This is a genomic window from Enterobacter cloacae complex sp. IR5422 (assembly GCF_049238165.1).
Classification (GTDB): domain Bacteria; phylum Pseudomonadota; class Gammaproteobacteria; order Enterobacterales; family Enterobacteriaceae; genus Enterobacter; species Enterobacter roggenkampii.
Map to the genome: position 1 here is coordinate 112,534 of NZ_JBMKHT010000006.1, position 24,907 is coordinate 137,440.

At 57.5% G+C, this 24,907-nt stretch carries 25 protein-coding genes; 9 read left to right on the plus strand and 16 right to left on the minus strand.

Going from position 1 to position 24,907, the window contains the following annotated elements:
- Position 1: 1 nt before the first annotated feature.
- On the plus strand, positions 2-610 hold the full coding sequence (gene acpT / locus ACOTXT_RS05065) for a 4'-phosphopantetheinyl transferase AcpT (protein ID WP_023326249.1): 609 nt from the start codon (positions 2-4) through the stop codon (positions 608-610).
- Here acpT and arnF read toward each other — a convergent pair.
- The 8 genes from arnF to ACOTXT_RS05105 all read right to left on the minus strand — a co-directional run bounded on the left by arnF (position 567) and on the right by ACOTXT_RS05105 (position 8,763).
- Positions 567-947 carry a 4-amino-4-deoxy-L-arabinose-phosphoundecaprenol flippase subunit ArnF gene (gene arnF / locus ACOTXT_RS05070; protein ID WP_055321719.1) on the minus strand — a complete coding sequence of 127 codons (381 nt, stop codon included), beginning with the start codon at positions 945-947 and terminating at the stop codon, positions 567-569. The two genes, acpT and arnF, sit on opposite strands and share 44 nt — an antisense overlap.
- Entirely contained in the window at positions 944-1,279 is a 336-nt protein-coding gene (arnE, locus tag ACOTXT_RS05075) for a 4-amino-4-deoxy-L-arabinose-phosphoundecaprenol flippase subunit ArnE (RefSeq protein WP_023326251.1), read from the minus strand. Before arnE ends, arnF begins: the two co-directional genes overlap by 4 nt.
- Complete coding sequence (gene arnT, locus ACOTXT_RS05080) at positions 1,279-2,934, minus strand: lipid IV(A) 4-amino-4-deoxy-L-arabinosyltransferase (protein ID WP_055321718.1); 1,656 nt, start codon at positions 2,932-2,934, stop codon at positions 1,279-1,281. The genes arnE and arnT overlap by 1 nt, the downstream gene beginning before the upstream one ends.
- The gene (gene arnD, locus ACOTXT_RS05085; RefSeq protein WP_023294743.1) at positions 2,931-3,833 is read right to left on the minus strand and encodes a 4-deoxy-4-formamido-L-arabinose-phosphoundecaprenol deformylase; all 903 of its coding nucleotides are present in this window, start codon (positions 3,831-3,833) and stop codon (positions 2,931-2,933) included. Before arnD ends, arnT begins: the two co-directional genes overlap by 4 nt.
- A complete protein-coding gene (gene arnA / locus ACOTXT_RS05090; protein WP_333163924.1) occupies positions 3,830-5,812 on the minus strand; it encodes a bifunctional UDP-4-amino-4-deoxy-L-arabinose formyltransferase/UDP-glucuronic acid oxidase ArnA in 1,983 nt (660 codons plus the stop codon). The genes arnD and arnA overlap by 4 nt, the downstream gene beginning before the upstream one ends.
- Entirely contained in the window at positions 5,809-6,792 is a 984-nt protein-coding gene (gene arnC, locus ACOTXT_RS05095) for an undecaprenyl-phosphate 4-deoxy-4-formamido-L-arabinose transferase (RefSeq protein WP_032676981.1), read from the minus strand. Before arnC ends, arnA begins: the two co-directional genes overlap by 4 nt.
- A 1-nt stretch (position 6,793) precedes the next feature.
- Entirely contained in the window at positions 6,794-7,933 is a 1,140-nt protein-coding gene (arnB, locus tag ACOTXT_RS05100; protein ID WP_059362387.1) for a UDP-4-amino-4-deoxy-L-arabinose aminotransferase, read from the minus strand.
- A 326-nt stretch (positions 7,934-8,259) separates the two neighbouring features.
- Positions 8,260-8,763: a phenolic acid decarboxylase gene (locus ACOTXT_RS05105; protein ID WP_008503103.1), complete on the minus strand. Its 504-nt coding sequence runs from the start codon at positions 8,761-8,763 to the stop codon at positions 8,260-8,262.
- A 99-nt stretch (positions 8,764-8,862) separates the two neighbouring features.
- On the opposite strand from ACOTXT_RS05105, the gene ACOTXT_RS05110 reads away from it, so the two are divergent.
- Positions 8,863-9,744: a LysR family transcriptional regulator gene (locus ACOTXT_RS05110; RefSeq protein WP_023345056.1), complete on the plus strand. Its 882-nt coding sequence runs from the start codon at positions 8,863-8,865 to the stop codon at positions 9,742-9,744.
- Positions 9,745-9,776: 32 nt separating this feature from the next.
- Positions 9,777-10,571 carry an SDR family NAD(P)-dependent oxidoreductase gene (locus ACOTXT_RS05115; RefSeq protein WP_021242161.1) on the plus strand — a complete coding sequence of 265 codons (795 nt, stop codon included), beginning with the start codon at positions 9,777-9,779 and terminating at the stop codon, positions 10,569-10,571.
- Between the two features lie 5 nt (positions 10,572-10,576).
- Here the strand turns inward: ACOTXT_RS05115 and ACOTXT_RS05120 are convergent, their stop codons facing one another.
- The gene (locus ACOTXT_RS05120) at positions 10,577-11,023 is read right to left on the minus strand and encodes an NlpC/P60 family protein (protein ID WP_008503106.1); all 447 of its coding nucleotides are present in this window, start codon (positions 11,021-11,023) and stop codon (positions 10,577-10,579) included.
- Between the two features lie 321 nt (positions 11,024-11,344).
- Between ACOTXT_RS05120 and ACOTXT_RS05125 the strand changes: the two genes are divergently transcribed.
- Positions 11,345-12,004, plus strand: coding sequence for an HAD family hydrolase (locus ACOTXT_RS05125; RefSeq protein ID WP_008503107.1), 660 nt, complete (start codon positions 11,345-11,347; stop codon positions 12,002-12,004).
- Between the two features lie 65 nt (positions 12,005-12,069).
- Here ACOTXT_RS05125 and ACOTXT_RS05130 read toward each other — a convergent pair whose 3' ends face one another.
- Entirely contained in the window at positions 12,070-13,095 is a 1,026-nt protein-coding gene (locus ACOTXT_RS05130) for a TerC/Alx family metal homeostasis membrane protein (RefSeq protein ID WP_008503109.1), read from the minus strand.
- Positions 13,096-13,255: 160 nt separating this feature from the next.
- On the minus strand, positions 13,256-13,654 hold the full coding sequence (locus ACOTXT_RS05135) for a potassium channel family protein (RefSeq protein ID WP_008503110.1): 399 nt from the start codon (positions 13,652-13,654) through the stop codon (positions 13,256-13,258).
- Between the two features lie 303 nt (positions 13,655-13,957).
- Between ACOTXT_RS05135 and ACOTXT_RS05140 the strand changes: the two genes are divergently transcribed.
- Positions 13,958-15,295 carry an MFS transporter gene (locus ACOTXT_RS05140; protein ID WP_008503111.1) on the plus strand — a complete coding sequence of 446 codons (1,338 nt, stop codon included), beginning with the start codon at positions 13,958-13,960 and terminating at the stop codon, positions 15,293-15,295.
- A 34-nt stretch (positions 15,296-15,329) separates the two neighbouring features.
- On the opposite strand, the gene ACOTXT_RS05145 is transcribed toward ACOTXT_RS05140, so the two are convergent.
- Positions 15,330-16,067, minus strand: a complete 738-nt coding sequence (locus ACOTXT_RS05145; protein ID WP_039024263.1) for an IclR family transcriptional regulator — start codon at positions 16,065-16,067, stop codon at positions 15,330-15,332.
- Positions 16,068-16,236: 169 nt separating this feature from the next.
- On the opposite strand from ACOTXT_RS05145, the gene ACOTXT_RS05150 reads away from it, so the two are divergent.
- Positions 16,237-16,929: an RraA family protein gene (locus ACOTXT_RS05150; RefSeq protein WP_421625288.1), complete on the plus strand. Its 693-nt coding sequence runs from the start codon at positions 16,237-16,239 to the stop codon at positions 16,927-16,929.
- Positions 16,929-17,867, plus strand: coding sequence for an NAD(P)-dependent oxidoreductase (locus ACOTXT_RS05155; RefSeq protein WP_333163946.1), 939 nt, complete (start codon positions 16,929-16,931; stop codon positions 17,865-17,867). Before ACOTXT_RS05150 ends, ACOTXT_RS05155 begins: the two co-directional genes overlap by 1 nt.
- Before the next feature lie 32 nt (positions 17,868-17,899).
- Here ACOTXT_RS05155 and ACOTXT_RS05160 read toward each other — a convergent pair whose 3' ends face one another.
- A complete protein-coding gene (locus ACOTXT_RS05160) occupies positions 17,900-19,096 on the minus strand; it encodes an NAD(P)/FAD-dependent oxidoreductase (RefSeq protein WP_023326258.1) in 1,197 nt (398 codons plus the stop codon).
- A gap of 228 nt (positions 19,097-19,324) precedes the next feature.
- On the opposite strand from ACOTXT_RS05160, the gene pitA reads away from it, so the two are divergent.
- The gene (pitA, locus tag ACOTXT_RS05165; protein WP_008503116.1) at positions 19,325-20,824 is read left to right on the plus strand and encodes an inorganic phosphate transporter PitA; all 1,500 of its coding nucleotides are present in this window, start codon (positions 19,325-19,327) and stop codon (positions 20,822-20,824) included.
- Between the two features lie 54 nt (positions 20,825-20,878).
- Here pitA and uspB read toward each other — a convergent pair whose 3' ends face one another.
- On the minus strand, positions 20,879-21,214 hold the full coding sequence (gene uspB / locus ACOTXT_RS05170) for a universal stress protein UspB (protein WP_003861224.1): 336 nt from the start codon (positions 21,212-21,214) through the stop codon (positions 20,879-20,881).
- A 283-nt stretch (positions 21,215-21,497) separates the two neighbouring features.
- Between uspB and uspA the strand changes: the two genes are divergently transcribed.
- Positions 21,498-21,935, plus strand: coding sequence for a universal stress protein UspA (gene uspA, locus ACOTXT_RS05175; RefSeq protein WP_003861223.1), 438 nt, complete (start codon positions 21,498-21,500; stop codon positions 21,933-21,935).
- Positions 21,936-22,027: 92 nt separating this feature from the next.
- Here the strand turns inward: uspA and rsmJ are convergent, their stop codons facing one another.
- Positions 22,028-22,780, minus strand: coding sequence for a 16S rRNA (guanine(1516)-N(2))-methyltransferase RsmJ (gene rsmJ, locus ACOTXT_RS05180; protein ID WP_023345064.1), 753 nt, complete (start codon positions 22,778-22,780; stop codon positions 22,028-22,030).
- 7 nt (positions 22,781-22,787) lie between these two features.
- Positions 22,788-24,830, minus strand: a complete 2,043-nt coding sequence (prlC, locus tag ACOTXT_RS05185; RefSeq protein WP_058654984.1) for an oligopeptidase A — start codon at positions 24,828-24,830, stop codon at positions 22,788-22,790.
- Positions 24,831-24,907 lie beyond the last annotated feature (77 nt).

A 24,907-nucleotide genomic window follows, 5' to 3' on the forward strand; every position in this document is an offset into this window, starting at 1 on the left:
TATGTACCAGTTTGTACTGGGAAAAATATCCACCCTTTGCGCGGACCCGCTGGCGTCAACGCTCGCAGACAGCGCACCTCAGGGTGCTCGCAATGCCTCATGGCTGGCTGGCAGGATGCTGCTCGCCAGAGCGTTATCCCCTCATCCGCTCCCCGACATTATTTACGGCGAGCAGGGGAAACCGGCCTTTGCGGAGGGCCATCCGCTGTGGTTCAACCTGAGCCACAGCGGTGACGATATCGCCTTGCTGATGAGCGATGAAGGCGAAGTCGGCTGTGATATCGAAGTGATTCGCCCCAGGAAGAACTGGCAGGCGTTGGCGAATGCCGTCTTCAGCATGACGGAGCATGATGAGCTTGAGCGCGAAGCGCCAGAGGAACGGCTTGCCGCCTTCTGGCGTATCTGGACGCGAAAAGAGGCAATCATCAAACAGCGTGGCGGTAGCGCCTGGCAGATTGTCAGCATCGACAGCACGGCGCCGTCGCACTCGGTCAGCCAGGTGCAGATCGGCTCACTCAGCCTGGCCGTTTGTACGTCGACCCCTTACACCCTGACCACCGAGTCGATTATCCACGTCGGGGCAGGAAAATCACCAGTACACCCAACATAATAAACACGACGCCGACCAGCCCGTGCCAGGAGAAGCTTTCTCCCCAGCCCGGCAGCTGGATCGCGGCGCCCCACACCAGGATATAGCTAAGACTCAGCAAGGCATACGCTTTGCTGAGCGCCATGCGATGCAGCGCCAGGTACCAGCAGCCCATAGAAGCCACATACCCCATCAACCCCAGCAGCAGCGCGCCCGTGCCGGACGAGACGCGCCACAGCGCGGAAATAAACGTCAGAATCTCGCTGACCGGAGGCAGAGCCTGCATGGCATCGCGCAGCAACAGCTGCGCGGCGCTGACTAACAGCACGCTGCATAAGGCCCAGAACGCCCCTTTCACAGGCTCCCTCCCAGGATAACAATCCCAATGATGATCAACCCCACCCCCAGCCAGTGATGCGAGGCGACGTTTTCACGCCAGAATACCTTCGCCGCCAGCGTCACCCAGACAAAATTGAGGCTCAGCATAGGGTAGGCAATGCCGACAGGCAGGCGCTGCAGCACCACCAGCCAGACCAGCATCCCGCTGCCCAGCGCCAGCAGAGCCAGGCCAAGCCACAGCGCGATATGCACGCCACGCCGCCCGGCTTTCGCCGGACGGGTAGCCTGTTTCTGGCACAGCTGTCCTGCACAGCTGAGCAGGCTTGCCAGTATCAGCCAGATCCAGGTCATCACTTCGGCAGATACTGCAGGTAGGCCAGACGGCCCTGGATATACAGGCTGTCCGGTTCTGGCAGATTCGCCCGCGAAAGGTCATCGCGTTTTGACAGCAGAATCACCAGCGATACGCGTCCCTGCTGACGGTGCTCAGCCAGCCACTGCGCGAAGTCATCTTTACCGACAAAACGATCTTTCACATCAGGATAATCCAGCCCGTAGCGCAGTTCGCCGCTCTGACCAAACAGCGTGATGTCATTGCGCTTCAGCTCCCACGCCAGGCCAGCGGCGAGGCCCACGTTATTGGCCAAGACAAATCGGCTGTCCTGAAGCGGCTCGCGCACGGTGTCGACCAGCGACTGCGGCTGTTTGGAATCCACCACCAGGTTAGGAATGGCAAAACCGATCAGCAGCGCCAGGCCCGCAGGGCAGAGCGCCGCAAGCCACCAGCGCTGCTGACTCTGCCTGAACGTAAACCAGCCGACCGCGGCCCAGATGAGGAACGCGACCACCGCGCAGAACACTTTATACAGTTCAACCGAGGACCAGACCGGATGCTTAGCCAGCCCCCACGGAGAGACCACCAGCGCCGCCACCATGCCAATAACGCCAAACGCCAGGTTGATCCCGCCGTTAATGCGTAACGCTCTGGCGCCCTTCTCCGCCGCGAGGCAGGCATAGCGCGCCATCAGGATCGCCAGCGGGGCAAAGCACGGCAGGATATAGGTCGGCAGCTTGCCTTTGGCGATGCTGAAGAACAGCAGCGGCATCACCACCCAACCCAGCAGATAGAACCCGCCGCCCGCGTTTTGTCTGTCACGCCAGCCGAGACGGAACGCGCCGGGCAGCAGCGCCAGCCACGGCAGGCTACCCGCGATCAGGAACGGCACGTAGTACCAGAACGGGGCTTTGTGCTGCGCGTCGCTCTGGGCGAAACGCTGAATATGCTCAACCCAGAAGAAGTAACGCCAGAAGTCAGGCTCACGCTGCGCAATCGCCAGCCCCCATGGCAGAACAATCAGCACGCAGCTCAGGATCGCGAGCCAGCCAAAAATCAGCACCTCTTTCCAGCGCTTCTGGACGATCGCCCACGGCAGCACGCCAATCACCGGTACCGCCAGCGCCAGGAAGCCTTTGGTCATCACCCCCATCCCGCAGGCCAGCCCAAGCAGCACATAGCCCCCCGCTCTTCCGGCAACGGTCTGGGCCTGTGACGCCAGCCAGAAGCTGCACATCGCCGCCACCAGCCACAGGGTGATGATGGGATCCAGCACCGCATACGTGCCGATGCCATACACCAGGAACAGGGTCAGGAAGATCAGGCCGGAGAAAATGGCTGTCCGCTTATCCCGCCAGAGACGCCAGGCCATCCAGATGACCAGCAGCGCCGCTAAACCGGTGGAGAAGATAGACCCGGCGCGCACGGCGAGGTTCGTGTGCCCGAACAGCATCTGCCCGATGCTGTTGATCCAGTAGCCGGCAATCGGCTTTTCAAAGTAACGCAGCCCCAAAAAATGCGGGACAACCCAGTCTCCGGAGGCCAGCATTTCGCGGCTGATTTCCGCATAGCGCGTTTCATCAGGCTGCCAAAGCAGGCGGATATCAACCGGGATGAGGTAGTAAACGATAAACAGTGCGAGAAGCGCTAAGCCATAACGGGCTGTTTTCATTGGACCGGACTCACGGTTTGTTGATAGCCAAGCCAGCCTTCCCGGCCAGCCAGTTCATTGCGGACCACTTTGCCCACGGGCAGGGTGCTGAGGTCGTCTGGCAGCAGCTCGCTTAACGGGCAAAACGCAATGCCTTCCTGAGCGGCCATCGTCAGCAGTTCGTCGAAATCATGCTGATACGCAATCCCTTCCACTTCGGCATGGATGGTATACACCGGCGTACCGGCGTCACGATGAATGCGGTCCAGGATGTAGCGATTGAACTCATCAGCTTTCACCTCGCGCCCGACCACTTCATCCCAGGTGGGAAGCGTGACCGGAATTTGCACCGTACCGTAGCGATTTTCGCCCAACAGCGGCAAAAAGGGCCCGGTTCCGCGGCAATCGCTGTTGTAGCGAAACGCAAAGGCTTCTTTGGCCTTCACGACGCGCTGATCCGCACGCCATCCCGCCACGGCGGAGCAGCGCACGGGCTGACCGATAATGGCCTCCAGTTCCAGCATCCCACGCTCGACCTCACGGGACAGGCGCGGGATATCCCAGACGCCCGCCCAGGCTTGCCAGGCATGGTGATCCCAGGCGTGCAGACCCACCTCATGATGCTGTGCCGCCTCACGGATAACCGCTTCATTACCCGCGCCGATGCGTCTGCCGGGCCAGGCGGTGCCGGCCAGCAAAATATCCCAGCCGTAGAGGGATGCTGCGCGCGAGCGCAGCATTTTGAACAGAAATGCCGGTTTAACCAGACGCCATAAATGGCGTCCCATGTTGTCAGGCCCCACGCTGAAGAAAATGCTGGAGCGCACGCCGTGCTTGCTCAGCAGTTCCAGCAGTTTGGGTACGCCGTCACGCGTTCCCCTGAAGGTGTCGACATCAATGCGTAAACCGACTTTTTTCATGAGACCTGTTCCGACAGCTCCACGGTGCGCAGGAAGAAATCAAGCGTTTCATCAATGGTTTGTTCCATCTTCACCGTCGGCGTCCAGTTCAGGCAGCGCTTCGCATTGCGAATGCTTGGCTTACGGTGCTCAACGTCCTGATACCCTTTACCGTAGTAGCTGCTGCTTTCCACTTCGCGGAAGCCGGCAAACGGCGGGAATTTATCGCGCAGCGGGTGGCGCTCAAAGCTGGCCAGCAGCATCTCGGCCAGTTCGCGAATGCTCGCTTCGTTGTCCGGGTTGCCGATATTGATGATTTCACCGTTGCAGCGATTATCTTTGTTTTCGATGATGCGGAACAGCGCTTCGATACCATCGCTGATATCCGTAAAGCAGCGTTTCTGTTTCCCGCCTTCGATAAGCTTGATTGGCGAGCCTTCCACCAGGTTCAGGATCAGCTGGGTGATCGCACGGGAGCTGCCAATACGCGCCGCGTTCAGGTTGTCCAGACGTGGCCCCATCCAGTTGAACGGACGGAACAGGGTAAAGCGCAGGCCCTCTTTCTCACCGTAGGCCCAAATCACGCGGTCCAGCAGCTGTTTGGAGACGGAGTAAATCCAGCGCTGCTTGTTGATCGGCCCGACCACCAGGTTGGAGGTGTCTTCATCGAAGTTCTTATCGGTACACATGCCGTACACTTCAGAGGTGGACGGGAAGATGATGCGCTTGTCGTATTTCACGCAGTCGCGGATGATCTTCAGGTTCTCTTCGAAGTCCAGCTCAAACACGCGCAGCGGGTTACGGGTGTACTCGATTGGCGTGGCAATGGCGACCAGCGGCAGCACCACGTCGCATTTCTTAATGTGGTATTCAATCCACTCGGAGTGGATGCTGATGTCCCCTTCCACGAAGTGGAAGCGCGGGTTGTCGAGGAAACGGCTGATCGCATCCGCGCCAATATCCAGGCCGTAGATTTCGTAGTTATCGTCTTTGAGCAGACGTTCGGTCAGGTGGTTACCGATAAAACCGTTCACGCCGAGGATCAGCACGCGGGTACGGCGTTTGATGGCCACCACCGGCGCGCTGGTGATCAGCGCCCCGGCCACCAGCCCCAGCGACTGCGCCAGCTGGATGCCCTGAACGTACAGGCCGTTGTCGGTTTGGCCGGTAACGATCTCCAGCGCCTGCTCGCCGCAGCTCACAATCAGCGGGGAGACGGAGACGACGGTGCCCGGTTTTGCCGCCGGAATGTCGTCACGCACGCGGGATTTCCAGACGATGAACTTGCTGACGCCCGCAAAGCTGTAGGCGCCCGGCCACGGGTCGGTCACGGCGCGCACCAGGTTGTGCAGCTGGCGGGCCGGTTTGTTCCAGTCCAGACGACCATCTTCCGGCGCGCGGCGGCCAAAGCAGCTTGCCTTGCTCTCGTCCTGTGCGGTTTCGCTGAAGGTGCCGTTAAGGATGCCCGGCAGCGCATCGCGCAGCAGCGTCTGTGCCGTCGCGTTCAGCTTTTGATGCAGCTGCAGCGCGGTATCGTCCGCATCAATAGCGACCTTCTGCTGCGCCACGATAGCGCCCGCATCCGCACGGCGCACCATGCGGTGCAGCGTCACGCCCGTTTCCGTTTCACCGTTCACCAGCACCCAGTTCAGCGGGGCGCGGCCACGGTAGGCAGGCAGCAGAGAACCATGAAGATTAAAGGCGCCTTTTGCAGCCAGGCCTAAGATCTCGTCGGAGAGCAGGTTGCGATAGTAAAACGAGAAGATGACGTCAGGCGCGAGGGCGCGAATGCGCTCCACCCACAGCGGGTGGTTGACGTCGTCCGGCGCATAAACCGGAATTCCACGCTCGGCGGCGATACGCGCCACGGAGCCGAAAAAGTTGTTCTCTCCGGCCGTGTCCGGATGGGTAAAGATTGCCGCAATGTCATAGCCCGCTTCCAGCAGGGCCTGCGTGCCCGTGCACCCCATATCGTGATAGGCAAATACAACAGCTTTCATGGGTGAATTTCCTCTTGAGATGCTTTGTGTTCCTGACGGACAACACGTTGAATAAAGTAGCGCGGACGCGCGCGAACGTCGTTATAGATACGGCCAATGTATTCACCGAGGAGACCCATCCCGACAAACTGGGCGCCGATGAACATAAACAGCACGGCAAAGAGCATGAAGACCCCTTCCGCCGCCCACTGCGGGCCAAAGACCAGTCGCAGCACCACCAGCAGAACGGACAGCGCGAAACCGGCCACGGCGATGATGCTGCCGAACACGCTCAGCAGACGCAGCGGCGTGGTGGTCAGGCAGGTGATGAGGTCGTACATCAGGTTGATGAGGCGCATAAAGCTGTACTTCGACTCCCCGTGCTCGCGCTCGGCGTGCAGGACCGGGATTTCCGTTGCCTTACGGGCAAAGGTATTCGCCAGAATCGGAATGAAGGTGCTGCGCTCGTGGCAATGCAGCATGGCGTCGACAATGTGGCGGCGGTAGGCGCGCAGCATGCAGCCGTAATCGCCCATCGCTTTACCGGTCGTACGCTGGATCAGACGGTTGATGGTACGCGAGGCTAGCTTGCGGAACAGGCTGTCCTGGCGGTTCTGACGTACCGTGCCGACCACGTCATAGCCTTCGTCGGCTTTGGCAACCAGGCGCGGGATCTCTTCCGGCGGGTTTTGCAGGTCCGCGTCCAGGGTGATAATCAGATCGCCCGTGACGTGGCTAAACCCCGCCATAATCGCCGAGTGCTGGCCGTAGTTACGGTTGAGCAGCACGGCAACGATGTGGCTGCCTTCGGCCTGCGCGGCGTCGGTCATCATCAGCGCGGAATTATCGCTACTGCCGTCATCCACCAGCAGAATTTCGTAGGCCTTGCCCATCGTGTCGCAGGCGGCCGTCGTACGGCGGATCAGTTCGGGCAGGCTCTCCTGCTCGTTATAAACCGGGATGACCACGGATACTTTTTGTACAGGCGGTGCACTGAACATATCAATGTCCTGCAAGCTGATGGAGTGCGGTAATGACGCGGGTTGTGTCGTCATGAGTCATGTCCGGGAAAAGAGGGAGAGAACAAATACGCGCGCTATTCCATTCAGAATTCGGGAGCGATACATCAGGAAAACGCTCGCGGTAATATTTTTGCGTGTGGGCCGCGCGGAAATGGAGGCCGGTACCGATGCCTTTCTCTTTCAGCGCCGCCATCAGGTTGTCGCGTGAGATCCCGCAGCGCGCTTCATCCACGCGAATAATAAACAGATGCCAGGCGTGCACGTGCGGCCATGACGGAATGGTGAGCGGCTGGAACGGCGTATCGGCAAGCTCCCGCAGGTAGCGTTGCGCTATTTCCTCACGGCGCCTGTTGGCCTCTTTCAGTTTGCCTAACTGCACCAGCGCCAGCGCGGCGTTGATGTCCGCCAGGTTGTATTTATAGCCCGGCGCGATCACTTCCGCCTGCGGCGCGCGACCGTGCGTCTGGCGATCATAGGCATCTACGCCCAGGCCATGGAATTTCAGACTGCGGATCCGCTGTGCCAGCTGGGCATTATCCGTGACCACCAGGCCGCCTTCCGCGCAGGTCATGTTTTTAATGGCGTGGAAGGAGAAAATTGCCGTTCCTTTCCAGCCCACGTGACGGTTTTTGTAATACGTTCCGGCGGCATGGGCCGCATCTTCAATCACCGGAATACCGTGACGTTCACCGATGGCATGAATTGCGTCGATATCACACGGCGCGCCGGCATAGTGAACGGGAATAATGGCTTTAGTGCGCGGGGTAATAGCGGCTTCCACGGCTTCTGGCGTCACCATTAATGTGTCTTTATCCACATCAATCATGACCGGCGTGGCGCCCAGCAATACGATCATATTCAGCGTGGAGACCCAGGTCTGGGAAGGGGTAATAACTTCATCGCCCGGGCCAATATCCAGCGCCATCAGCGTAACGTGCATGCCCGCGGTGGCGGAACAGAGGGCAATCGCATGCTGATTCCCGGTAAGTTGACAGAATGCCTCTTCAAGTTGCTGATTCTTAGGCCCTGTGGTGATCCAGCCCGACATCAAAACGTCCTGAAGCGCCGCAATTTCCTCAGCGCCCATCGACGGCCGCGAAAAAGGCAGAAAATCACTCATTATTAATTTCCTTGCAATCAAAATGGCATGTTTTTGATATTAACCAAATGCCAGCCCGCTTATTTCAACGAACCATAAACTCATATCAAAGTAGCTCTCTTTCCTTAGGGAAAAATTAAGACAGCGTTTACAACGCTATAAGACAACTAGCAGCCAATTGAAAAACAACAAGTTAATTTTATATTAAATATTTTTGATGTGATCTTCCGCAACATTTTGAAATGGAAACATTTAAACCAATCCTCAACAAACAAAAAAAATCCCGGCTATTTCAAAATAATATGAAATAGCCGGGAACTTTTCTATTTAGTTAATTGTCGCGCTTATTACAGGTTATCTGGAAAGTTTTTCGGTAATTCACTGGCCGCGCAGGCGATCACGCTTTCATTATTGGCACCGCAGTCGCGTACAAAGGTGATTGTGGCAAATTCATCAATCACTTCGGTTGGATACGCCGGGCCCGCATCACGGTAGCTGTTCATCAGCGGAATATGATCGTTCTGGAAGCAGACGGTTTTTTCCGGGTTGTTCATGACCCAGCGCGGGAAGAAGATGGTGCCGTGGAACAGTTTGTCGCCCAGGTTCACAATCAGGCTGACGTCGGTACCGGTTGGCTCGGTCCAGGAAATTTTATAGATGCTCTCCCCTACCCGCACGATGTAAGCCTGCTGATCTTTCACCCAACGGTTTGCCACCAGACCGCTGTGAATACGGTAATCCAGGGTCGTCTCGTTTTTGACGTAAATCTCGTAGTTCCAGCCGTTGTCGTAGGTGTAAACAAGGTGTTTGCCAACGAAGCCGCTTAAGTCGTGTTTGTCGAAGGTGTTCATAAGATGTCTCCTTTGTTTTGATGAGACGATCGTACCCCTTCAAAAAATGAATGAATAACGCTATGTTTTAATCAAATTCATCCAAATTTTAGATAAATTATGCATAAGACGACGCTGGAACAATGGTCTTTACTGGAAAGAGTGGTCGAGGCGGGCAGCTTTGCCAAAGCCGCAGAAGAAACCCACCGCAGCCAGTCCTCGGTGAGCTATAACCTGTCGCTGCTGCAGGAGCGGCTGGGCGTGGCCCTCCTGGTGCCGGAAGGACGACGGGCGGTGTTAACGCCGGCAGGAGAACTGCTGCTCAACCAGGTTAAACCGCTGCTGAAAGCCTTTTCGTACGTTGAGACGCGCGCAGCGACCCTTCGCAACGGGATGCGCACGCGGCTGGATCTGGTGGTGGACTCCATTTTCCCGCGCCGCCGCCTGTTTGCCATTCTGCGCCAGTTCCAGCAGCAGTATCCGCAAACCCAGGTACGCCTCACCGAGGTGCTGGAAAACACCCGGGACGATGCCATTAACGACGAAGCCGATGTGATGGTCCTCACCCGCCGCCAGGACATGACCGGGCTCGGCGAATGGCTGATGAATATCGACTTTGTTGCCGTGGCCCACCATCAGCATCCTCTCTTTCACCTCGACGCGCCGCTTAACGACGACATGCTACGCCCGTGGCCGCTCATTCAGATTGCGGACAGTCAGCCCGCCGCGCGCGCGGCCGGTGAGTCATGGACCTTCTCCACCATCGATGCCGCCATTGAGGCCGTCCTCTCTCAGGTCGGCTATGGCTGGCTGCCGGAGGAACGCATCCAGACCCAGCTGGATCAAGGCATCCTGAAACGCCTGCCGCTGAGCCACGGTGCACGCAGAGCGACGCCGCTTCACCTGATTGTTAAGCGCTCCCTCGCCCCGCTTGACGAGCAGGTGGAGACGCTGCTGCGCCTTTTTAGCCAGGAGCCGTCATCCTCACCTGCTACGCTTTAAGGTCCGAACGTTAAAACGATAAGGAGCGGATGATGAAAATCGACTTTACGGGGAAAGTGGCGCTGGTGACTGCCTCAACCGGCGGGATCGGGTTCGCCATTGCCAGAGGGCTGGCAGAAAGCGGTGCCGAGGTGATCGTTAATGGCCGCAGCACGGAATCGGTGAATAAAGGCATTCAGCAGCTGCAGCAGGTGGTGCCGGGTGTCCAGGTGCGCGCCGCGATTGCCGATCTCAGCACGGCGGAAGGGGTCGAGTCGCTGCTCAAGGTAGCGAATAACGTCGACATTCTGGTTAACAATGCCGGGATTTACGGACCGCAGGATTTCTATGCCACCGACGATGAGACCTGGGAGCGTTACTGGCAGACCAACGTGATGTCCGGCGTGCGTCTTTCCCGCGCCCTCCTGCCGGGCATGGTGCAAAAAGGCTGGGGACGGGTGGTGTTTATCTCCTCCGAGTCGGCCTGCAATATCCCGGCGGATATGATCCACTACGGGGTGACCAAAACGGCGCAGCTCTCGCTGGCGCGCGGGCTGGCGAAGTTCGTGGCGGGAAGCGGCGTGACGGTCAACAGCGTACTGCCGGGGCCAACGATGTCGGACGGTTTCGCAGAGATGATGAAGGATGAAATCGAAAAAACCGGTAAATCGCTGGAGCAGCTGGCGAAAGAGTTTGTGATGGCCAACCGCCCCAGCTCGGTGATCCAGCGCGCGGCCACGGTTGAAGAGGTGGCCAATATGGTGATTTATGTCTGTTCACCCCAGGCTTCCGCCACCTCGGGCGCGGCGCTGCGCGTCGATGGCGGCGTCGTGGATGACATCATCTGAGGCTGTCAGGCTGCACTGCCTGCAACCCGACGGGCAGTAATGTAGTGCGCCTGCCAGTAAGCATCCGTCAGGGTTGAGACCGTGACGCCCTGGCTGCTTGAGGCATGAATGAACTGGCTATTGCCAATATACACGCCGACATGCCTGCGGTTCGGACCCGTCTGGAAGAACACCAGATCTCCGGGCCTCAGGCGGTATTGCGTCACCTGCACCCCGCGGTGGATCTGCTCGCCGGTCGTGCGCGGTAAATTAAGATGCGCCACATCGCTGAACAGGTGCTGCATCAGCGCGGAGCAGTCCACCCCGCGGCGCGTGGTTCCGCCCCACTGATACTGGGTCCCCTTCCACTTTTGGTATTGATCAAGGATGCGCGCGCGCAGCGGGCCCGTATCCTGTTGCATCAGCGCAGATTTCGCTGGCGAGACGGCCAGGTCACTGTTCATCGATAGCATCGACGCGGGGAGTTGAAAACTGAATGCAGAAAACGAAGCAAAACTTAACGTCAGGATTGAAATAAACGATCTAAGAGTCATATCAAGAAAGCAGTAGTGAGTGAGTTTTTCCTTACCTGTGGGGGCCAAAGGGTTCCCCTGAATATCGTGCGATGTGGCGATAATATAGACAGATCGTTTTTTCACCAATTCTTATCGAGGCCAAAAATGGACTCACTTTGAGATCGCAAGATCGAGAAAAAAATGGTGGTGATGTAAGGACTGTCCTGGTAAAGCAGGTAAACTGATCCACAGAATGTGTATTTCAGCTAAGACGTATTTATGACCAATATGATTGCCGACGAGACGGTGGCGAAATCCAGCGTGCTCTCTGTCTTTGACTTTGATGGGACGTTAACACACCACGACAGCTTTATTCCTTTCCTGCGCTTTGCCTTCGGGAAACGCTACTTCGCGGGCCGTCTGGTGCGTATGGCGCTGCCCACGCTCCACTGCGTGCGTCGCAAGCTGACGCGCGATGAGCTAAAGGAAGTGCTGATCAAAACGTTCCTGACGGGCGTGGATGAACACTGGTTGCGCCAGCAGGCGGAAGCGTTTTGCGAAAAATACTGGAGCAAGCTGATGCGCCCCGAAGGGGTTCTGGCCGTGGCGGCCGAGGTGAATTCCGGTGCGGAGGTGACCATCTGTTCCGCGTCTCCGGCGCTGGTGCTCCAGCCGTGGGCTGACAAACTGGGCATTAAGCTGATTGGCACACAGCTGGAAGTGAAAGACGGCAAGCTGACGGGGCGCATCACGGGCCATAACTGCCGCTGCGCCCAGAAGGTGGCCAGGCTGGAAAAAGTGTATGGCGATCTGAACGCCTATCACCTGCGTGCCTGGGGGGACACCCGCGGTGACCACGAGCTGCTGGCGGCGGCGCAGGATCCGCACTGGCGGCACTTCCACCCGCCGCGCAAGCGCCGGAATTCACCCATCAAGTAGCCTTTTTGCCGGGTGGCGGCTGCGCCTTACCCGGCCTACATTCGAAAGCGCCACCGGGCGGTACATCAGGCCTCACGTTTCCCCGGGAACATCACGCTCGCAATAATTCCCAGCGCCAGCACGCCCAATACCACAAACAGGCTGGCCGTCGCGCCAATGCTGTAACCGTGATGCCAGAAGTGATCGGTGGCATTTAACCCCAGCTTGAACGCCACGAAGAACAGCAGCAGCACCACCGCTTTCTCGAGATGCACCAGATACTGCTTCAGCGCTTCCAGCACGAAGTAAAGGGTACGCAGGCCGAGGATAGCGAACATCATGGCGCTGTAGATAATCAGCGGCTCGCGGCTGACGGCGATAATGGCCGGCACGGAGTCAAACGCGAACATCACGTCTGAGAGTTCCACCACCGCCACGCAGAGCAGCAGCGGGGTCGCATAGCGCTTCGCCTTCTTCACGCGTCCGACCATCACGTCCTGGTTTTCCGGCTTTTCAAGCTCCGCATCCACCTCTTTCTGCGTCAGAATAAAGGCGTTGCTGCTGATTTTCGGCCAGACCGGATAGAAGCGTTTCACCAGGCGATAGGCGAGATGACCCGAGTAATCTTCCACTTCGTCACTCTCTTCATTGCGTCGGAGCATCATCACCGCCGTCCAGCCGACGACCAGCGCGAAAATCACCTCGACGTAAGGCCCCAGACTTAACAGGCTGGTGCCGATAGCCACGAAAATACCGCGGAAGACAATCGCCCCCAGCACACCCCAGTAGAGCACGCGGTGACGGTACTTATCCGGCACGCCGAACCAGGCGAAGATCGCCATCATCACGAACAGGTTATCGACGGAGAGCACCTCCTCCAGCGCATAACCGGTGAGGAACAGGCTCGCCATCTCGGCGCCGTGGTGAACGTACAGGAACCCGGCGAAGGCCATCGCCATCATGACCCAGAAGAGGGACCACATTGCGGCGCTTTTCAGCGAGATCGGTTTATCGTGACGGTGCATAAAGAGGTCGATAAACATCGCCCCAACGGCCATCACTACAAAGACAACAACGGTTTCCGTCGGGAAACCGAGATGAGCAGCAGACATACAAAACCCTTTTATAGAGGCAAAGCACAGCACCATGCAGGCTGGCGTAAACCAGCAGAGAAAAAGGGTGGGCTGTTCACATCCACCCTCAAAACCGCAGCGCGACGGCCGCGTAAGGGGTGTACTTTACCTTACCAGATGGGGATTGCACATCTACCGTTTAGGCGCTCATGCCACGCAAACGCTGCAGCACTGCGACCAGAACCGCCACAGACCAGCCTACCATCAATGCGCCCACCAGTCCTTCCACCCCGCCGATGAGCCGCCAGTGCTGGGGTAACGTGACGTCGCCGTACCCTACCGTCGCATAGCTCACCAGCGAAAAGTAGAAGCTAGTGTTCCAGTCATTAAACGCGTCGATGACAAAATAAAAGGCAGCAAACAGCCCGGCCTCCAGAAGATGGGCGAAAATCATAGAGATAACGATACCGACATTGCGTAAAACAATGCGTACCGCAGAATCGACGTCTAACGTGATGAATTTTAAAACGCCAAACATCCACAGCGAATGAATGACCACGGTTAGGGTAAGCAAAATAATAATGCTGAGTAGCTGCATGGTACGTGCTCTGACAAAAGGAGTATGGCCCCGCGAGCGCGGCGGGGCATCTGGTCGAAGGGAGAGGAAAAGTTGGTGCAATAATTGCGCTACGTGATTATTTCTCTGCCAGCACGTCCTGCTTGCGGCTGGCCAGCAGCCTTGAGCGATATCCGCAGCGCACTATCTGTGAGTCACCTCTTATTTACATCATTTAAACCTTCCATTAACTGGATAAAAAGAACGCGCCGTCGCTATAGTGGTTTTGTTTAATAAAACCAAGTTGTACCTAATAAAACAAAGAACACACCCTGCGAGGATACAATGACAGAACATTTACGTAACGGCGCGACCGCCACCGAGGACATAGAAAGAGAGACGATGCGGAAGGTGATCTGGCGTATTCTTCCGTTTCTGATTGTCAGTTACCTGGTCTCCATTATCGATCGCGGGAATATCGGCATGGCTTCGCTGCAGATGAATGAGGACCTTGGCCTCAGCAAAGCGGCGTTTGGCTTCGCCAGCAGCCTCTACTTCGTGGCCTATTTCCTGTTTGAGGTGCCGAGCAACCTGGCCATGCAGAAAGTCGGCGCCCGGCTGTGGATCCCGCGCATTATGATCAGCTGGGGCATCGTCTCCATGGGCATGGCGCTGGTTCAAAACACCACGTCGCTCTATATCGTCCGTTTTCTTCTCGGAGCAGCGGAAGCAGGCTTCTTCCCCGGCGTCGTGCTGTATCTGACCTGGTGGATCCCTGCCCGCTACCGCGCGCGCATTATTGCGTCCTTTATGGTTGCCATCCCGCTCGCTAACTTCATCGGCTCCCCGCTTTCCGGATTGATACTGTCGCTGGATGGCTGGCTGGGTCTTCGCGGCTGGCATCTGCTGTTCATTATTGAAGGCTTACCTGCGGTGCTGCTGGGTATTGCGGCCTGGTTTATTCTCCGGGATCGCCCTCATCAGGCGAAATGGCTCAGCGATGAACAGAAAAAGTGGCTGGAAACCACCCTTGAGACCGAGCGTAGCCAGCAAAAGAACATTGGACACCAGACGACGTGGCAGCTGCTGAAGCATCGCCAAATCTGGCTGATGGCGCTGATTTACGCGGGCGCATCGTCCGCGGGCACCACTATTAGCGTCTGGTCTCCTCAGCTGCTGAAATCCTTCCATCTTGATAATCTGCAAACCGGTCTGTTTAACGCCATTCCTTACGGTCTGGCATCGGTTCTGATGATTGTCTGGGGACGACACTCCGATCGCACCAATGAACGCCGCTGGCATACTGCGCTGACGCTGTTCATGATTGCCGCCGGCGTGTTCGCTGCCTTTGTCAGCGTCTCGCTCTTTGCCACTCTCGCGATCCTGAGCATTATCCTGACGGGCGCGTATTCGATGAAAGGGCCTTTCTGGGCGCTGGCGTCCGGCTGGATGAGCAGCTCCTCGGCGGCGGCAGGGCTGGCCGCGATTGGCGCCATCGCGAACCTGATTGGCGGGGCGGTCATGGTAAATGCCTACGGCATGATCAGCGAGCAAACGGGCAGCTACACGCTGGCTATGCTTCCGCTGGCCGTGCTGTGCCTGGCCGGGGGTATCGCGGTACTCATTATGGGACGGCAGGCACGCAACGCTCAGCTACATGAAAAACAGGTCACACATTCGTGATGACAGAAGCGGGACACACGTCCCGCTTCTGCGTTTAAAGATTTTCTTCCGCCGCGTCGCTCGTTTCACCAAAGAACTGCTGACAGAAGGGCTTACTGGCTCCCATTTTCTGCGACAGACGGCTGGCCGCCGCCTTCATCAACGGGCCTATCTCCTTCTCACGACGATCTTCCGTCAGCCGTGAGATGGGGCCGGTCAGGGCTAACGCCGCAACCAGTTTGTCGTGAACGCCGAAGACAGGCATCGCAAACGCCGCGGTATGGGGATCGCGTGCGCCTGACGTGTAGAAAGGGAGTTCAGCATCGCCCTCCGGCAGGCTCTCATTGAGCCCCCAGTGGCGCAAGACCTTACTGATGGCCGAACTATCAAGCGGGAACTGGCTGCCGGGAAGATTGCTGTGTCGCAGGCCGTGCGACGCTTCCGCGCGAAACAGGCAAAGGCGCTGCCCGCCCTCCAGCACATACCAGCTGGCGCTCTCCTGAGACGCCAGGGATAAGGCCTGAAGCTCTGGCTGAACCACCCGCGAAAGATGGAAAGATTGTTCATACAGCTTGCCGAGGTAAAGCAGGCGTGGGCCAAGCGCATAATTGCCGTCTTCATGCCTGACGACGTAATTCATCCGTTCAAGAGAATTCATCAAGCGGTAAACCGTGGTTTTGTGATAACCCGACAGCTGTGCCAGCGCGGTCAGCGTCAGGCTCTCATCCCCAGGACGGAAGCAATCCAGTAAAGCCAGCGCTTTTTCAACCGCTACAACGCCTTCATTCCCCATCATTATCTCCTTGTTAGCCCGGCAGTGAGTGTACCTCAAATTTTGTGAGTCACTTCGTGTTTACATCACAAACGCCACCTCGGGTCTGGCTAAAAGGAAAGCAACACCGCTATAGTTGTTTTGTTCTGTACACCTGCGTTGTACTTAGTAAAACAATATGGAGGCATTCATGTCCGTTTCTGAAAAAAAACCGATTAATCGCCAGTTCGAACGCGTTTCTGCCGAGGACGTTCGTCGGGCTGTCGAGTATCAGGCAGCCATTCTGGCCGACGTGGCCGGTCGCCGCGGTACGCTTCACGGCCGCATCAAACCGCTGGCTCCTCACATGTCCGTTGCGGGTCCGGCCATCACCGTGGAAGTCCGTCCGGGTGATAATCTGGCGATTCATGCCGCGATGGCGGTTGCGCAACCCGGCGATGTCCTGATCGTCGATGGCAAAGGCGACCTGAGCTGCGCGCTGCTGGGCGAAATCATGGCCACTCAGGCTCAGGCGAGCGGCATTGCGGGCATCATTATTGACGGTGCTGTACGTGACGCCGATTCCCTGAGCAAAGGTCACTACCCTGTCTTTTCTGCCGGTCTGAACCCCTGCGGCCCGACAAAGTTAATTTCTGGCCGGGTGAATCATCCCATTTCAGTCGCCGGGGCGACGGTTCAGGCAGGGGATCTGGTTGTCGCGGATATCGACGGCGTGGTCGTCATCCCGCGCGATGAGGTTCAGCAGGTTATCGCGCTGGCAAAAGAAAAGCTGGAGATGGAGACCCGGCGTCTTGCCGCCATCCATGAAGGCGATTTGCGTCCACACTGGCTTGATGACGCGCTTCGTAAGGCAGGTATGTTAGCCGACGGGGAGACGCTGTGATGGGGGGCAAAGACGTAATTCTGGTTACCGGAAGCGACCTGGCGGAGCAGGCCATGGTGATGCTGCAGGGCTTTGAGGTGGTGTTTGCGGGCCGCCAGCCGACAGAAGATGACCTGATCGCGCTGTGTGAACGACACAATCCCGTGGCGATTCTGGTTCGTTACGGCCGGATCACCGCGAAAGTCATGGATGCCGCCCCGGCTCTGCAGGTTATTTCCAAGCACGGAAGCGGGATCGATGTGATAGACCAGACGGCAGCGGCCGAGCGCAATATCGCCCTCCGCGCGGCCCCAGGCGCAAACGCGGCGGCAGTGGCTGAGCATACATGGGCGCTGATCCTCGCCTGCGCAAAGTCCGTGGTGCCTCTGGACAAGCGGCTGCGGGACGGGCACTGGGATAAGGCGACGCATAAATCCATTGAGCTGGAGGGATTAACCCTGGGGCTAATCGGATTGGGCGCTATCGGCTCGCGCGTGGCAACTATTGGTCATGCCTTCGGCATGAAGGTGCTGGCTTACGATCCCTATGCTAAATCGATGCCTGCCCTGTGCGAACGCGCAGAGACGCTGACCGGACTTCTTTCCCGTTCCGATGTCATCTCTTTGCACTGTCCGCTAACCGATGAGAATCGGGGAATGATCAATAGCGAGGCGCTCGCACACTGCAAACGGAACGCCATTCTGGTCAATACGGCACGCGGTGGACTGATCCACAGTGAATCGTTACTGGCGGCGCTCCGGGATGGCACGCTGCACAGCGCAGCGCTGGACAGCTTTACCCAGGAGCCGCTGACGGCGCCGCACCTCTGGCAGTCCGTAGAAAACGTGGTGATTTCACCGCATATTGGCGGCGTTACCGCCGCGTCATACATCAAGATGGGGACCGTGGCCGCGGGCAATATTCTGGCCGTGACGGATGCCACCACCGTCAGCCCGTAAAGCCAAGCATGACGAGTGGCAGCGCGCTGATGTCACTTGTCTTCTGCCAGCGCCTGAGCACACGCCCAGGCACTTGCCCAGGCCCACTGGAAGTTATACCCGCCGAGCCAGCCGGTCACATCCATCACTTCACCGATGAAGTAGAGCCCCGGCACGTTGCGCGCTTCCATGGTACGGGAAGAGAGTTCATTCGTGTCGACTCCGCCCAGCGTGACTTCCGCCGTGCGGTAGCCTTCCGTGCCGTTTGGCTGCACGCGCCAGTTTGTTAGCGTCTCGACCAGCGTTTCCTGCTCGCGGCTGTTAAGCTGCTTGAGCGACACGTCGGGGATCTGCCCCAGCACCTGCAAACATTCCACCAGACGCTTCGGCAGCTGCATTGCCAGGGTGTTTTTCAGGCTCTGATTCGGGTGCGCGGTACGCTGTTCGTTAAGGAAGGCATCCAGATCGCAATCGGGGAGCAGGTTAACCGTGACAAACTCTCCCGGCTGCCAGTAGCTGGAGATTTGCAGGACCGCCGGGCCGGAGAGGCCGCGATGGGTAAAGAGCAGGTTTTCGCGAAACACCGTGCCGTCTTCGGCGGTGATAACGGCGGGAACGGACACGCCAGACAGCGTCTGAAGCTGTTCCAGAAGCGGTTTATGCAGCGTGAACGGCACCAGCCCGGCGCGCGTAGGCAGGACTTTCAGGCCAAACTGCTCGGCGATTTTATAGCCGAACGGGGAAGCGCCCAGCCCCGGCATAGACAGGCCGCCGCTGGCAATCACCAGATTATCGGCGCTGACGGTTTCACCGTTGAGCTGCAGCGTGTAGCCCTGGTCATCGCGGGAAACGTCCAGCACTTCGGTGCGCAGGCGCATGACCACGCCGCCCTTCTCGCACTCGGCCACCAGCATATCGACAATCTGCTGGGCGGAGTCGTCGCAGAACAGCTGGCCCAGCGTCTTCTCATGCCATGCGATACCGTGCTTACCCACCAGGTCGATAAAGTCCCACTGGGTATAACGCGCCAGCGCAGATTTACAAAAATGACGGTTTTGGCTCAAATAGGCCGCGGGTTCAACATACAGGTTAGTAAAGTTGCAGCGCCCGCCGCCGGACATCAGGATCTTGCGGCCTGGCTTTTTACCGTTATCCAGCAGCAGCACGCGACGACCCGCCTGTCCGGCCATTGCCGCACAAAACATACCCGCCGCACCGGCGCCAATTACCACGGCATCAAACCTTTCCACGTCAAAACCCTCTTTGTTAACTGCCGCGGATTGTAAAGTTTCCTCTGTGGTCACACCAGCGTAAAAAGATATTACAAAGCCATTCCATTGAAATTTAAAGAATATCCTTTCAGGCACTTTTCTCAAATCAGGTGGTATGTCAAAAAAAGTCTATATTTCACTTTGCCCGTTGCGCATTTGTCCTGGATAATGCGCCGCGTTCATGTCCTCAAAATGGCGTAACGTCCTATGCTACATTTGTTTGCCGGCCTGGATTTACATACCGGGCTTTTACTCTTGCTTGCTCTGGTTTTTGTACTGTTTTACGAAGCGATCAACGGCTTCCACGACACTGCAAACGCAGTAGCGACGGTTATCTACACTCGCGCAATGCGATCGCAGCTTGCGGTTGTTATGGCGGCGGTATTTAACTTTTTTGGTGTCCTCCTGGGCGGACTGAGCGTTGCGTATGCGATTGTGCATATGCTGCCAACAGATCTGCTGCTTAACGTAAGTTCTGGCCATGGCCTCGCTATGGTGTTCTCAATGCTGCTTGCTGCAATTATCTGGAACCTCGGTACCTGGTATTTCGGCCTGCCTGCATCCAGTTCTCACACCCTCATCGGCGCGATTATCGGTATCGGGTTAACCAACGCCCTCATGACCGGTACATCGGTTGTTGATGCGTTAAATATCCCGAAAGTACTGGGGATCTTTGCCTCTCTCATCGTCTCCCCTATCGTGGGTCTGGTGGTGGCGGGCGGGCTGATCTTCATCCTGCGTCGTTACTGGAGCAATACCAAAAAACGCTCCCGTATTCACCTGACGCCGGCAGAGCGTGAAAAGAAAGACGGCAAGAAAAAGCCGCCATTCTGGACGCGTATTGCCCTGATCATTTCCGCTATCGGCGTGGCTTTCTCACACGGCGCGAACGATGGTCAGAAAGGCATTGGTCTGGTGATGCTGGTACTGATCGGTGTTGCTCCGGCAGGCTTCGTGGTTAACATGAACGCCTCCGGCTACGAAATCACCCGTACCCGCGATGCGGTCAACAACGTTGAAACTTATTTCCAGCAGCACCCTGAGCTGCTGAAAAAAGCGACCGGCGTTGACCAGTTAATCCCGTCTCCGGAAGCCGGTGCCACGACTGCACCTGGCGAATTCCACTGCCATCCGGCTAACGCGATTAACGCGCTGGAACGTGCCAAAGGCATGCTGGGCAATATCGAAAGCTATGACAAACTGACCGTTGAGCAGCGTGGTCAGCTGCGTCGCATTATGCTGTGCATCTCTGATGTAACGGATAAAGTGGCGAAGCTGCCTGACGTGAATGCTGACGACCAGCGTCTCCTGAAGAAACTGAAAGGCGATATGCTCAACACCATTGAGTACGCGCCAATCTGGATCATCATGGCGGTCGCACTGGCACTCGGTATCGGTACGATGATTGGCTGGCGCCGCGTGGCGACCACCATCGGTGAGAAGATCGGTAAGAAAGGCATGACCTATGCGCAGGGTATGTCCGCGCAGATGACGGCGGCAGTATCTATCGGTCTGGCGAGTTACACCGGTATGCCGGTATCCACCACCCACGTACTCTCCTCGTCCGTGGCAGGTACCATGATTGTTGACGGTGGCGGTCTGCAGCGCAAAACCGTGACCAACATTCTGATGGCCTGGGTGTTCACCCTTCCGGCGTCCATCCTGCTGTCTGGCGGGTTGTACTGGATTTCGCTGAAGCTGATTTAATCGGTTCAAGGCGACAAAAAAGCGGGTCAGGAAACTGACCCGCTTTTTTTATGCTCAGTGCCAAATCATCAATGCAATCATGCTGACGACGACCAGCCCGCACAGGGCACTGGTCAAAATGAACTGACGACGCAGGCGCTCGCAGCGACGGATAAATTCTTCATCGTGATGATCGCGGTAGCGCTGGTAGTAGATATATCCCACCAGACGCATCTGTTTGCTGGGCTGTCCATGCGAGGTGAAGAACCCTCCACCGTCCACATACTGATAAAGCAACGGATCGCAACCACGAAGTACCACTAACAGCGCACGTAACGATGAGAAGTAGCGCGCCATATTCACTATGCAAACTACGCATAACGCCCAAAACAATGCGACGGTGCTAATCATACATCCTCCCCGGCGTCCGCCCACGAAGCAAGGCTTCTGAGCTACCGCACCCCAATGCCCTGACAGACAGTTCAGTGAAAGAATGACCAAAAGTCGATCCGGTTCGCGTTTTAATATCCGAACGGCTCATTTAATAGTGTAGGAGATCCGTTAATTTTTTTGCCACAAGGTTAATCGTTATCAACACCAAAGCTTGAAAAATATGTTTAACTGGGCCGTAATGAAAGCATCAGACGACGGCTTTCCCATTTAGTCATCGATAACTTAAGGAAGGAGTAACACTATGGCTTACAAACACATTCTCATCGCGGTAGACCTCTCCCCGGAGAGCAAAGTGCTGGTTGATAAAGCGGTATCCATGGCACGTCCCTACAACGCGAAAGTTTCCCTGATTCACGTTGATGTGAATTACTCCGACCTTTACACCGGTCTGATCGACGTCAATCTCGGCGACATGCAAAAACGCATCTCTGAAGAGACGCACCACGCCCTGAGCGAGCTCTCCACCAACGCGGGCTACCCGATTACCGAAACCCTGAGCGGCAGCGGCGACCTGGGCCAGGTATTGGTTGATGCGATCAAGAAATACGACATGGATCTGGTGGTGTGCGGTCACCATCAGGACTTCTGGAGCAAGCTGATGTCTTCCGCTCGCCAGCTGATTAATACCGTTCACGTGGATATGCTGATTGTTCCGCTGCGTGACGAAGAAGACGAGTAAGTGCAAAAAAGCCCGGTGGCGCTAACGCTTACCGGGCCTACAGGCGGCACGAAATGTAGGCCGGGTAAGGCGAAGCCGCCACCCGGCTTTTTTTATTCCGGTGTCCCCGAATAAATATCAAACCGGTGCCCTTTGGTGGTCACCGCATTGGTCGTGGCAACGTCCGCCAGCGGCGGCGCATAGTCAGGGCGCTTCACCACCACCCGCTTCGTCGCCAGCTGACGAGCCGGTTCCAGCAGGCCATCCGCATCCAGATCAGGCCCCACCAGAGACTGAAACACCCGCATCTCTTTCTTCACCAGCGCGCTTTTCTGCTTGTGCGGGAACATCGGGTCGAGATAGACGACCTGCGGGCGCGGGGTGATATCGGTCAGCGCCGTCAGGCTCGAGGCATGGATCAGCTGCAATCGTTCCTGCAACCACGGCCCGATTTCCGGGTCCGCGTAGCCACGCGTCAGACCATCGTCCAGCAACGCGGCCACCACCGGATTACGCTCCAGCATCCGCACATGACAGCCGACAGACGCCAGCACAAACGCATCGCGCCCCAGCCCCGCCGTGGCATCCACCACGTCCGGCAGATAGCTTCCTTTAATCCCAACCGCTTTCGCCACCGCTTCGCCGCGACCGCCGCCGAACTTGCGCCGGTGCGCCATCGCCCCGCCGACAAAATCGACAAAAATCCCGCCGAGCTTCGGTTCGTCGCGCTTGCGTAACTCCAGATGCGCTGTGGTCATCACCAGCGCCATCAGGTTATCTTCATCATGTTCCAGCCCCCAGCGGGCGGCCAGAACAGATAAGGCGCCGTCTCCGGCGCCTGTTTCATCCACTAAGCAGATCTTCACGTAACAATCAGCCTTTGATCCCGTAATGCTCAAGCATCGCGTCCAGCTGCGGCTCGCGCCCGCGGAAGCGTTTGAACAGCACCATTGGCTCTTCGGAACCGCCGCGGGTCAGGATGTTATCGAGGAACGACTGGCCGGTTTCGCGGTTAAAAATCCCCTCTTCTTCGAAACGAGAGAAGGCATCCGCCGCCAGCACGTCGGCCCACAGGTAGCTGTAGTACCCCGCCGCATAGCCGCCCGCGAAGATGTGGCTGAACGCGTGCGGGAAACGACCCCAGGTTGGCCCAGGGATCACCGCGACCTGCTTTTTAATCTCGGCCAGGGTTTCAAGGATTTTCGCCCCCTGCTCCGGGCTGAACTCGGCGTGCAGGCGGAAGTCGAACAGGCCGAACTCCAGCTGACGCAGGATAAACATCGCCGCCTGGTAGTTCTTCGCCGCCAGCATTTTATCCAGCAGCTCCTTCGGCAGCGGTTCGCCGGTCTCGTAGTGGCCGGAGATAAACGCCAGCGCGTCCGGCTCCCAGCACCAGTTTTCCATAAACTGGCTTGGCAGCTCGACAGCATCCCACGGCACTCCGCTGATGCCGGCGACGCCTGCGGTTTCGATGCGGGTCAGCATGTGGTGCAGGCCGTGACCGAACTCGTGGAACAGGGTGATCACTTCATCGTGGGTGAACAGCGCAGGTTTGCCGTTCACCGGACGGTTGAAGTTACAGGTCAGGTAGGCGACCGGCTTCTGCAGGGAACCGTCTGCTTTACGCATCTGGCCCACGCAGTCGTCCATCCACGCCCCGCCGCGCTTGTTCTCACGCGCGTAGAGATCGAGGTAGAAGCTGCCGCGCAGTTCGTTTTTCTCGTCATACAGCTCGAAGAAGCGCACGTCCGGATGCCAGACGTCGATATCGGTACGCTCTTTGGCGGTGATGCCATAGATGCGCTTCACCACTTCAAACAGGCCGTTAACGGCTTTGTTTTCCGGGAAGTACGGGCGCAGCTGCTCGTCGCTGATGCTGTAGAGGTGCTGCTTCTGTTTTTCGCTGTAGTAAGCAATGTCCCACGGCTGCAGCTCGTCCACGCCGAACTCCGCTTTCGCGAAGGCGCGCAGCTGGGCCAGCTCTTTTTCACCCTGCGGACGGGCGCGTTTCGCCAGATCGGTCAGGAAGTCGAGCACCTGCTGCGGGTTTTCCGCCATTTTGGTGGCGAGAGATTTGTCGGCGTAGTTTTCAAAGCCCAGCAGCTGCGCCAGCTCGTGGCGCAGGGCGAGGATTTCCGCCATGACCGGGCTGTTGTCCCACTTACCGGCATTCGGCCCCTGATCGGAGGCGCGGGTGCTATACGCGCGGTACATCTCTTCGCGAAGCGCCTGGTTTTCGCAGTAGGTCATCACCGGCAGATAGCTTGGGATATCCAGGGTTAACAGGTAGCCGTCCTGCTCTTTCGCTTCGGCCTGCGCTTTTGCTGCCGCCAGGGCGCTTTCCGGCATACCCGCCAGCTCTGCTTCGTCGGTAATCAGCTTCGTCCAGCCCATGGTGGCGTCGAGCACATTGTTGCTGTACTGGTTGCCCAGCTCGGACAGGCGCGCGGCGATTTCACCGTAGCGGGTCTGCTTCTCTTTTGGCAGGCCAATCCCGGACAGCTCAAAATCACGCAGGGCGTTATCGACCGATTTTTTCTGGGCGGTGTTCAGCTCGGCGTAGTGATCGCCGTCGCGCAGGTCGCGGTAGGCTTTGTAGAGCCCTTCGTGCTGGCCGACCCAAGTGCTGTACTCAGAGAGCAGCGGCAGGGTTTGCTCGTAGGCTTCACGCAGCTCCGGGCTGTTTTTTACCGAGTTCAGGTGGCTCACCGGGGAGAAGATACGCCCCAGCACGTCGTCCACTTCGGCCAGCGGCTGACACAGATTTTCCCAGGTGTACGGCCCGCCCTGCGCGACCACGCTTTCTACCGCCGCGCGGCAGTTGTCCAGCGATTGCGTAACCGCTGGAACCACATGCTCGGGGAGGATTTTAGAAAACGGTGGCAACGAAAAAGGCGTCAGTAATGGATTGGTCATAAACGCTGTCCTGTTGAAAGAGGTGAATGAAGCGCGCATCCGGCGCTGTGCATATGCGATCTAGAATGGGGTTAAGT

Excerpts from the sequence above, each read along its gene's own strand:
- acpT (WP_023326249.1), top strand. The coding sequence starts at position 2 with ATGTACCAGTTTGTACTGGGAAAAATATCCACCCTTTGCGCGGACCCG.
- arnE (WP_023326251.1), bottom strand. The coding sequence starts at position 1,279 with ATGACCTGGATCTGGCTGATACTGGCAAGCCTGCTCAGCTGTGCAGGA.
- arnT (WP_055321718.1), bottom strand. The coding sequence starts at position 2,934 with ATGAAAACAGCCCGTTATGGCTTAGCGCTTCTCGCACTGTTTATCGTT.
- arnD (WP_023294743.1), bottom strand. The coding sequence starts at position 3,833 with ATGAAAAAAGTCGGTTTACGCATTGATGTCGACACCTTCAGGGGAACG.
- arnA (WP_333163924.1), bottom strand. The coding sequence starts at position 5,812 with ATGAAAGCTGTTGTATTTGCCTATCACGATATGGGGTGCACGGGCACG.
- arnC (WP_032676981.1), bottom strand. The coding sequence starts at position 6,792 with ATGTTCAGTGCACCGCCTGTACAAAAAGTATCCGTGGTCATCCCGGTT.
- arnB (WP_059362387.1), bottom strand. The coding sequence starts at position 7,933 with ATGAGTGATTTTCTGCCTTTTTCGCGGCCGTCGATGGGCGCTGAGGAA.
- ACOTXT_RS05105 (WP_008503103.1), bottom strand. The coding sequence starts at position 8,763 with ATGAACACCTTCGACAAACACGACTTAAGCGGCTTCGTTGGCAAACAC.
- ACOTXT_RS05110 (WP_023345056.1), top strand. The coding sequence starts at position 8,863 with ATGCATAAGACGACGCTGGAACAATGGTCTTTACTGGAAAGAGTGGTC.
- ACOTXT_RS05115 (WP_021242161.1), top strand. The coding sequence starts at position 9,777 with ATGAAAATCGACTTTACGGGGAAAGTGGCGCTGGTGACTGCCTCAACC.
- ACOTXT_RS05120 (WP_008503106.1), bottom strand. The coding sequence starts at position 11,023 with ATGCTATCGATGAACAGTGACCTGGCCGTCTCGCCAGCGAAATCTGCG.
- ACOTXT_RS05125 (WP_008503107.1), top strand. The coding sequence starts at position 11,345 with ATGACCAATATGATTGCCGACGAGACGGTGGCGAAATCCAGCGTGCTC.
- ACOTXT_RS05130 (WP_008503109.1), bottom strand. The coding sequence starts at position 13,095 with ATGTCTGCTGCTCATCTCGGTTTCCCGACGGAAACCGTTGTTGTCTTT.
- ACOTXT_RS05135 (WP_008503110.1), bottom strand. The coding sequence starts at position 13,654 with ATGCAGCTACTCAGCATTATTATTTTGCTTACCCTAACCGTGGTCATT.
- ACOTXT_RS05140 (WP_008503111.1), top strand. The coding sequence starts at position 13,958 with ATGACAGAACATTTACGTAACGGCGCGACCGCCACCGAGGACATAGAA.
- ACOTXT_RS05145 (WP_039024263.1), bottom strand. The coding sequence starts at position 16,067 with ATGGGGAATGAAGGCGTTGTAGCGGTTGAAAAAGCGCTGGCTTTACTG.
- ACOTXT_RS05150 (WP_421625288.1), top strand. The coding sequence starts at position 16,237 with ATGTCCGTTTCTGAAAAAAAACCGATTAATCGCCAGTTCGAACGCGTT.
- ACOTXT_RS05155 (WP_333163946.1), top strand. The coding sequence starts at position 16,929 with ATGGGGGGCAAAGACGTAATTCTGGTTACCGGAAGCGACCTGGCGGAG.
- pitA (WP_008503116.1), top strand. The coding sequence starts at position 19,325 with ATGCTACATTTGTTTGCCGGCCTGGATTTACATACCGGGCTTTTACTC.
- uspB (WP_003861224.1), bottom strand. The coding sequence starts at position 21,214 with ATGATTAGCACCGTCGCATTGTTTTGGGCGTTATGCGTAGTTTGCATA.
- uspA (WP_003861223.1), top strand. The coding sequence starts at position 21,498 with ATGGCTTACAAACACATTCTCATCGCGGTAGACCTCTCCCCGGAGAGC.
- prlC (WP_058654984.1), bottom strand. The coding sequence starts at position 24,830 with ATGACCAATCCATTACTGACGCCTTTTTCGTTGCCACCGTTTTCTAAA.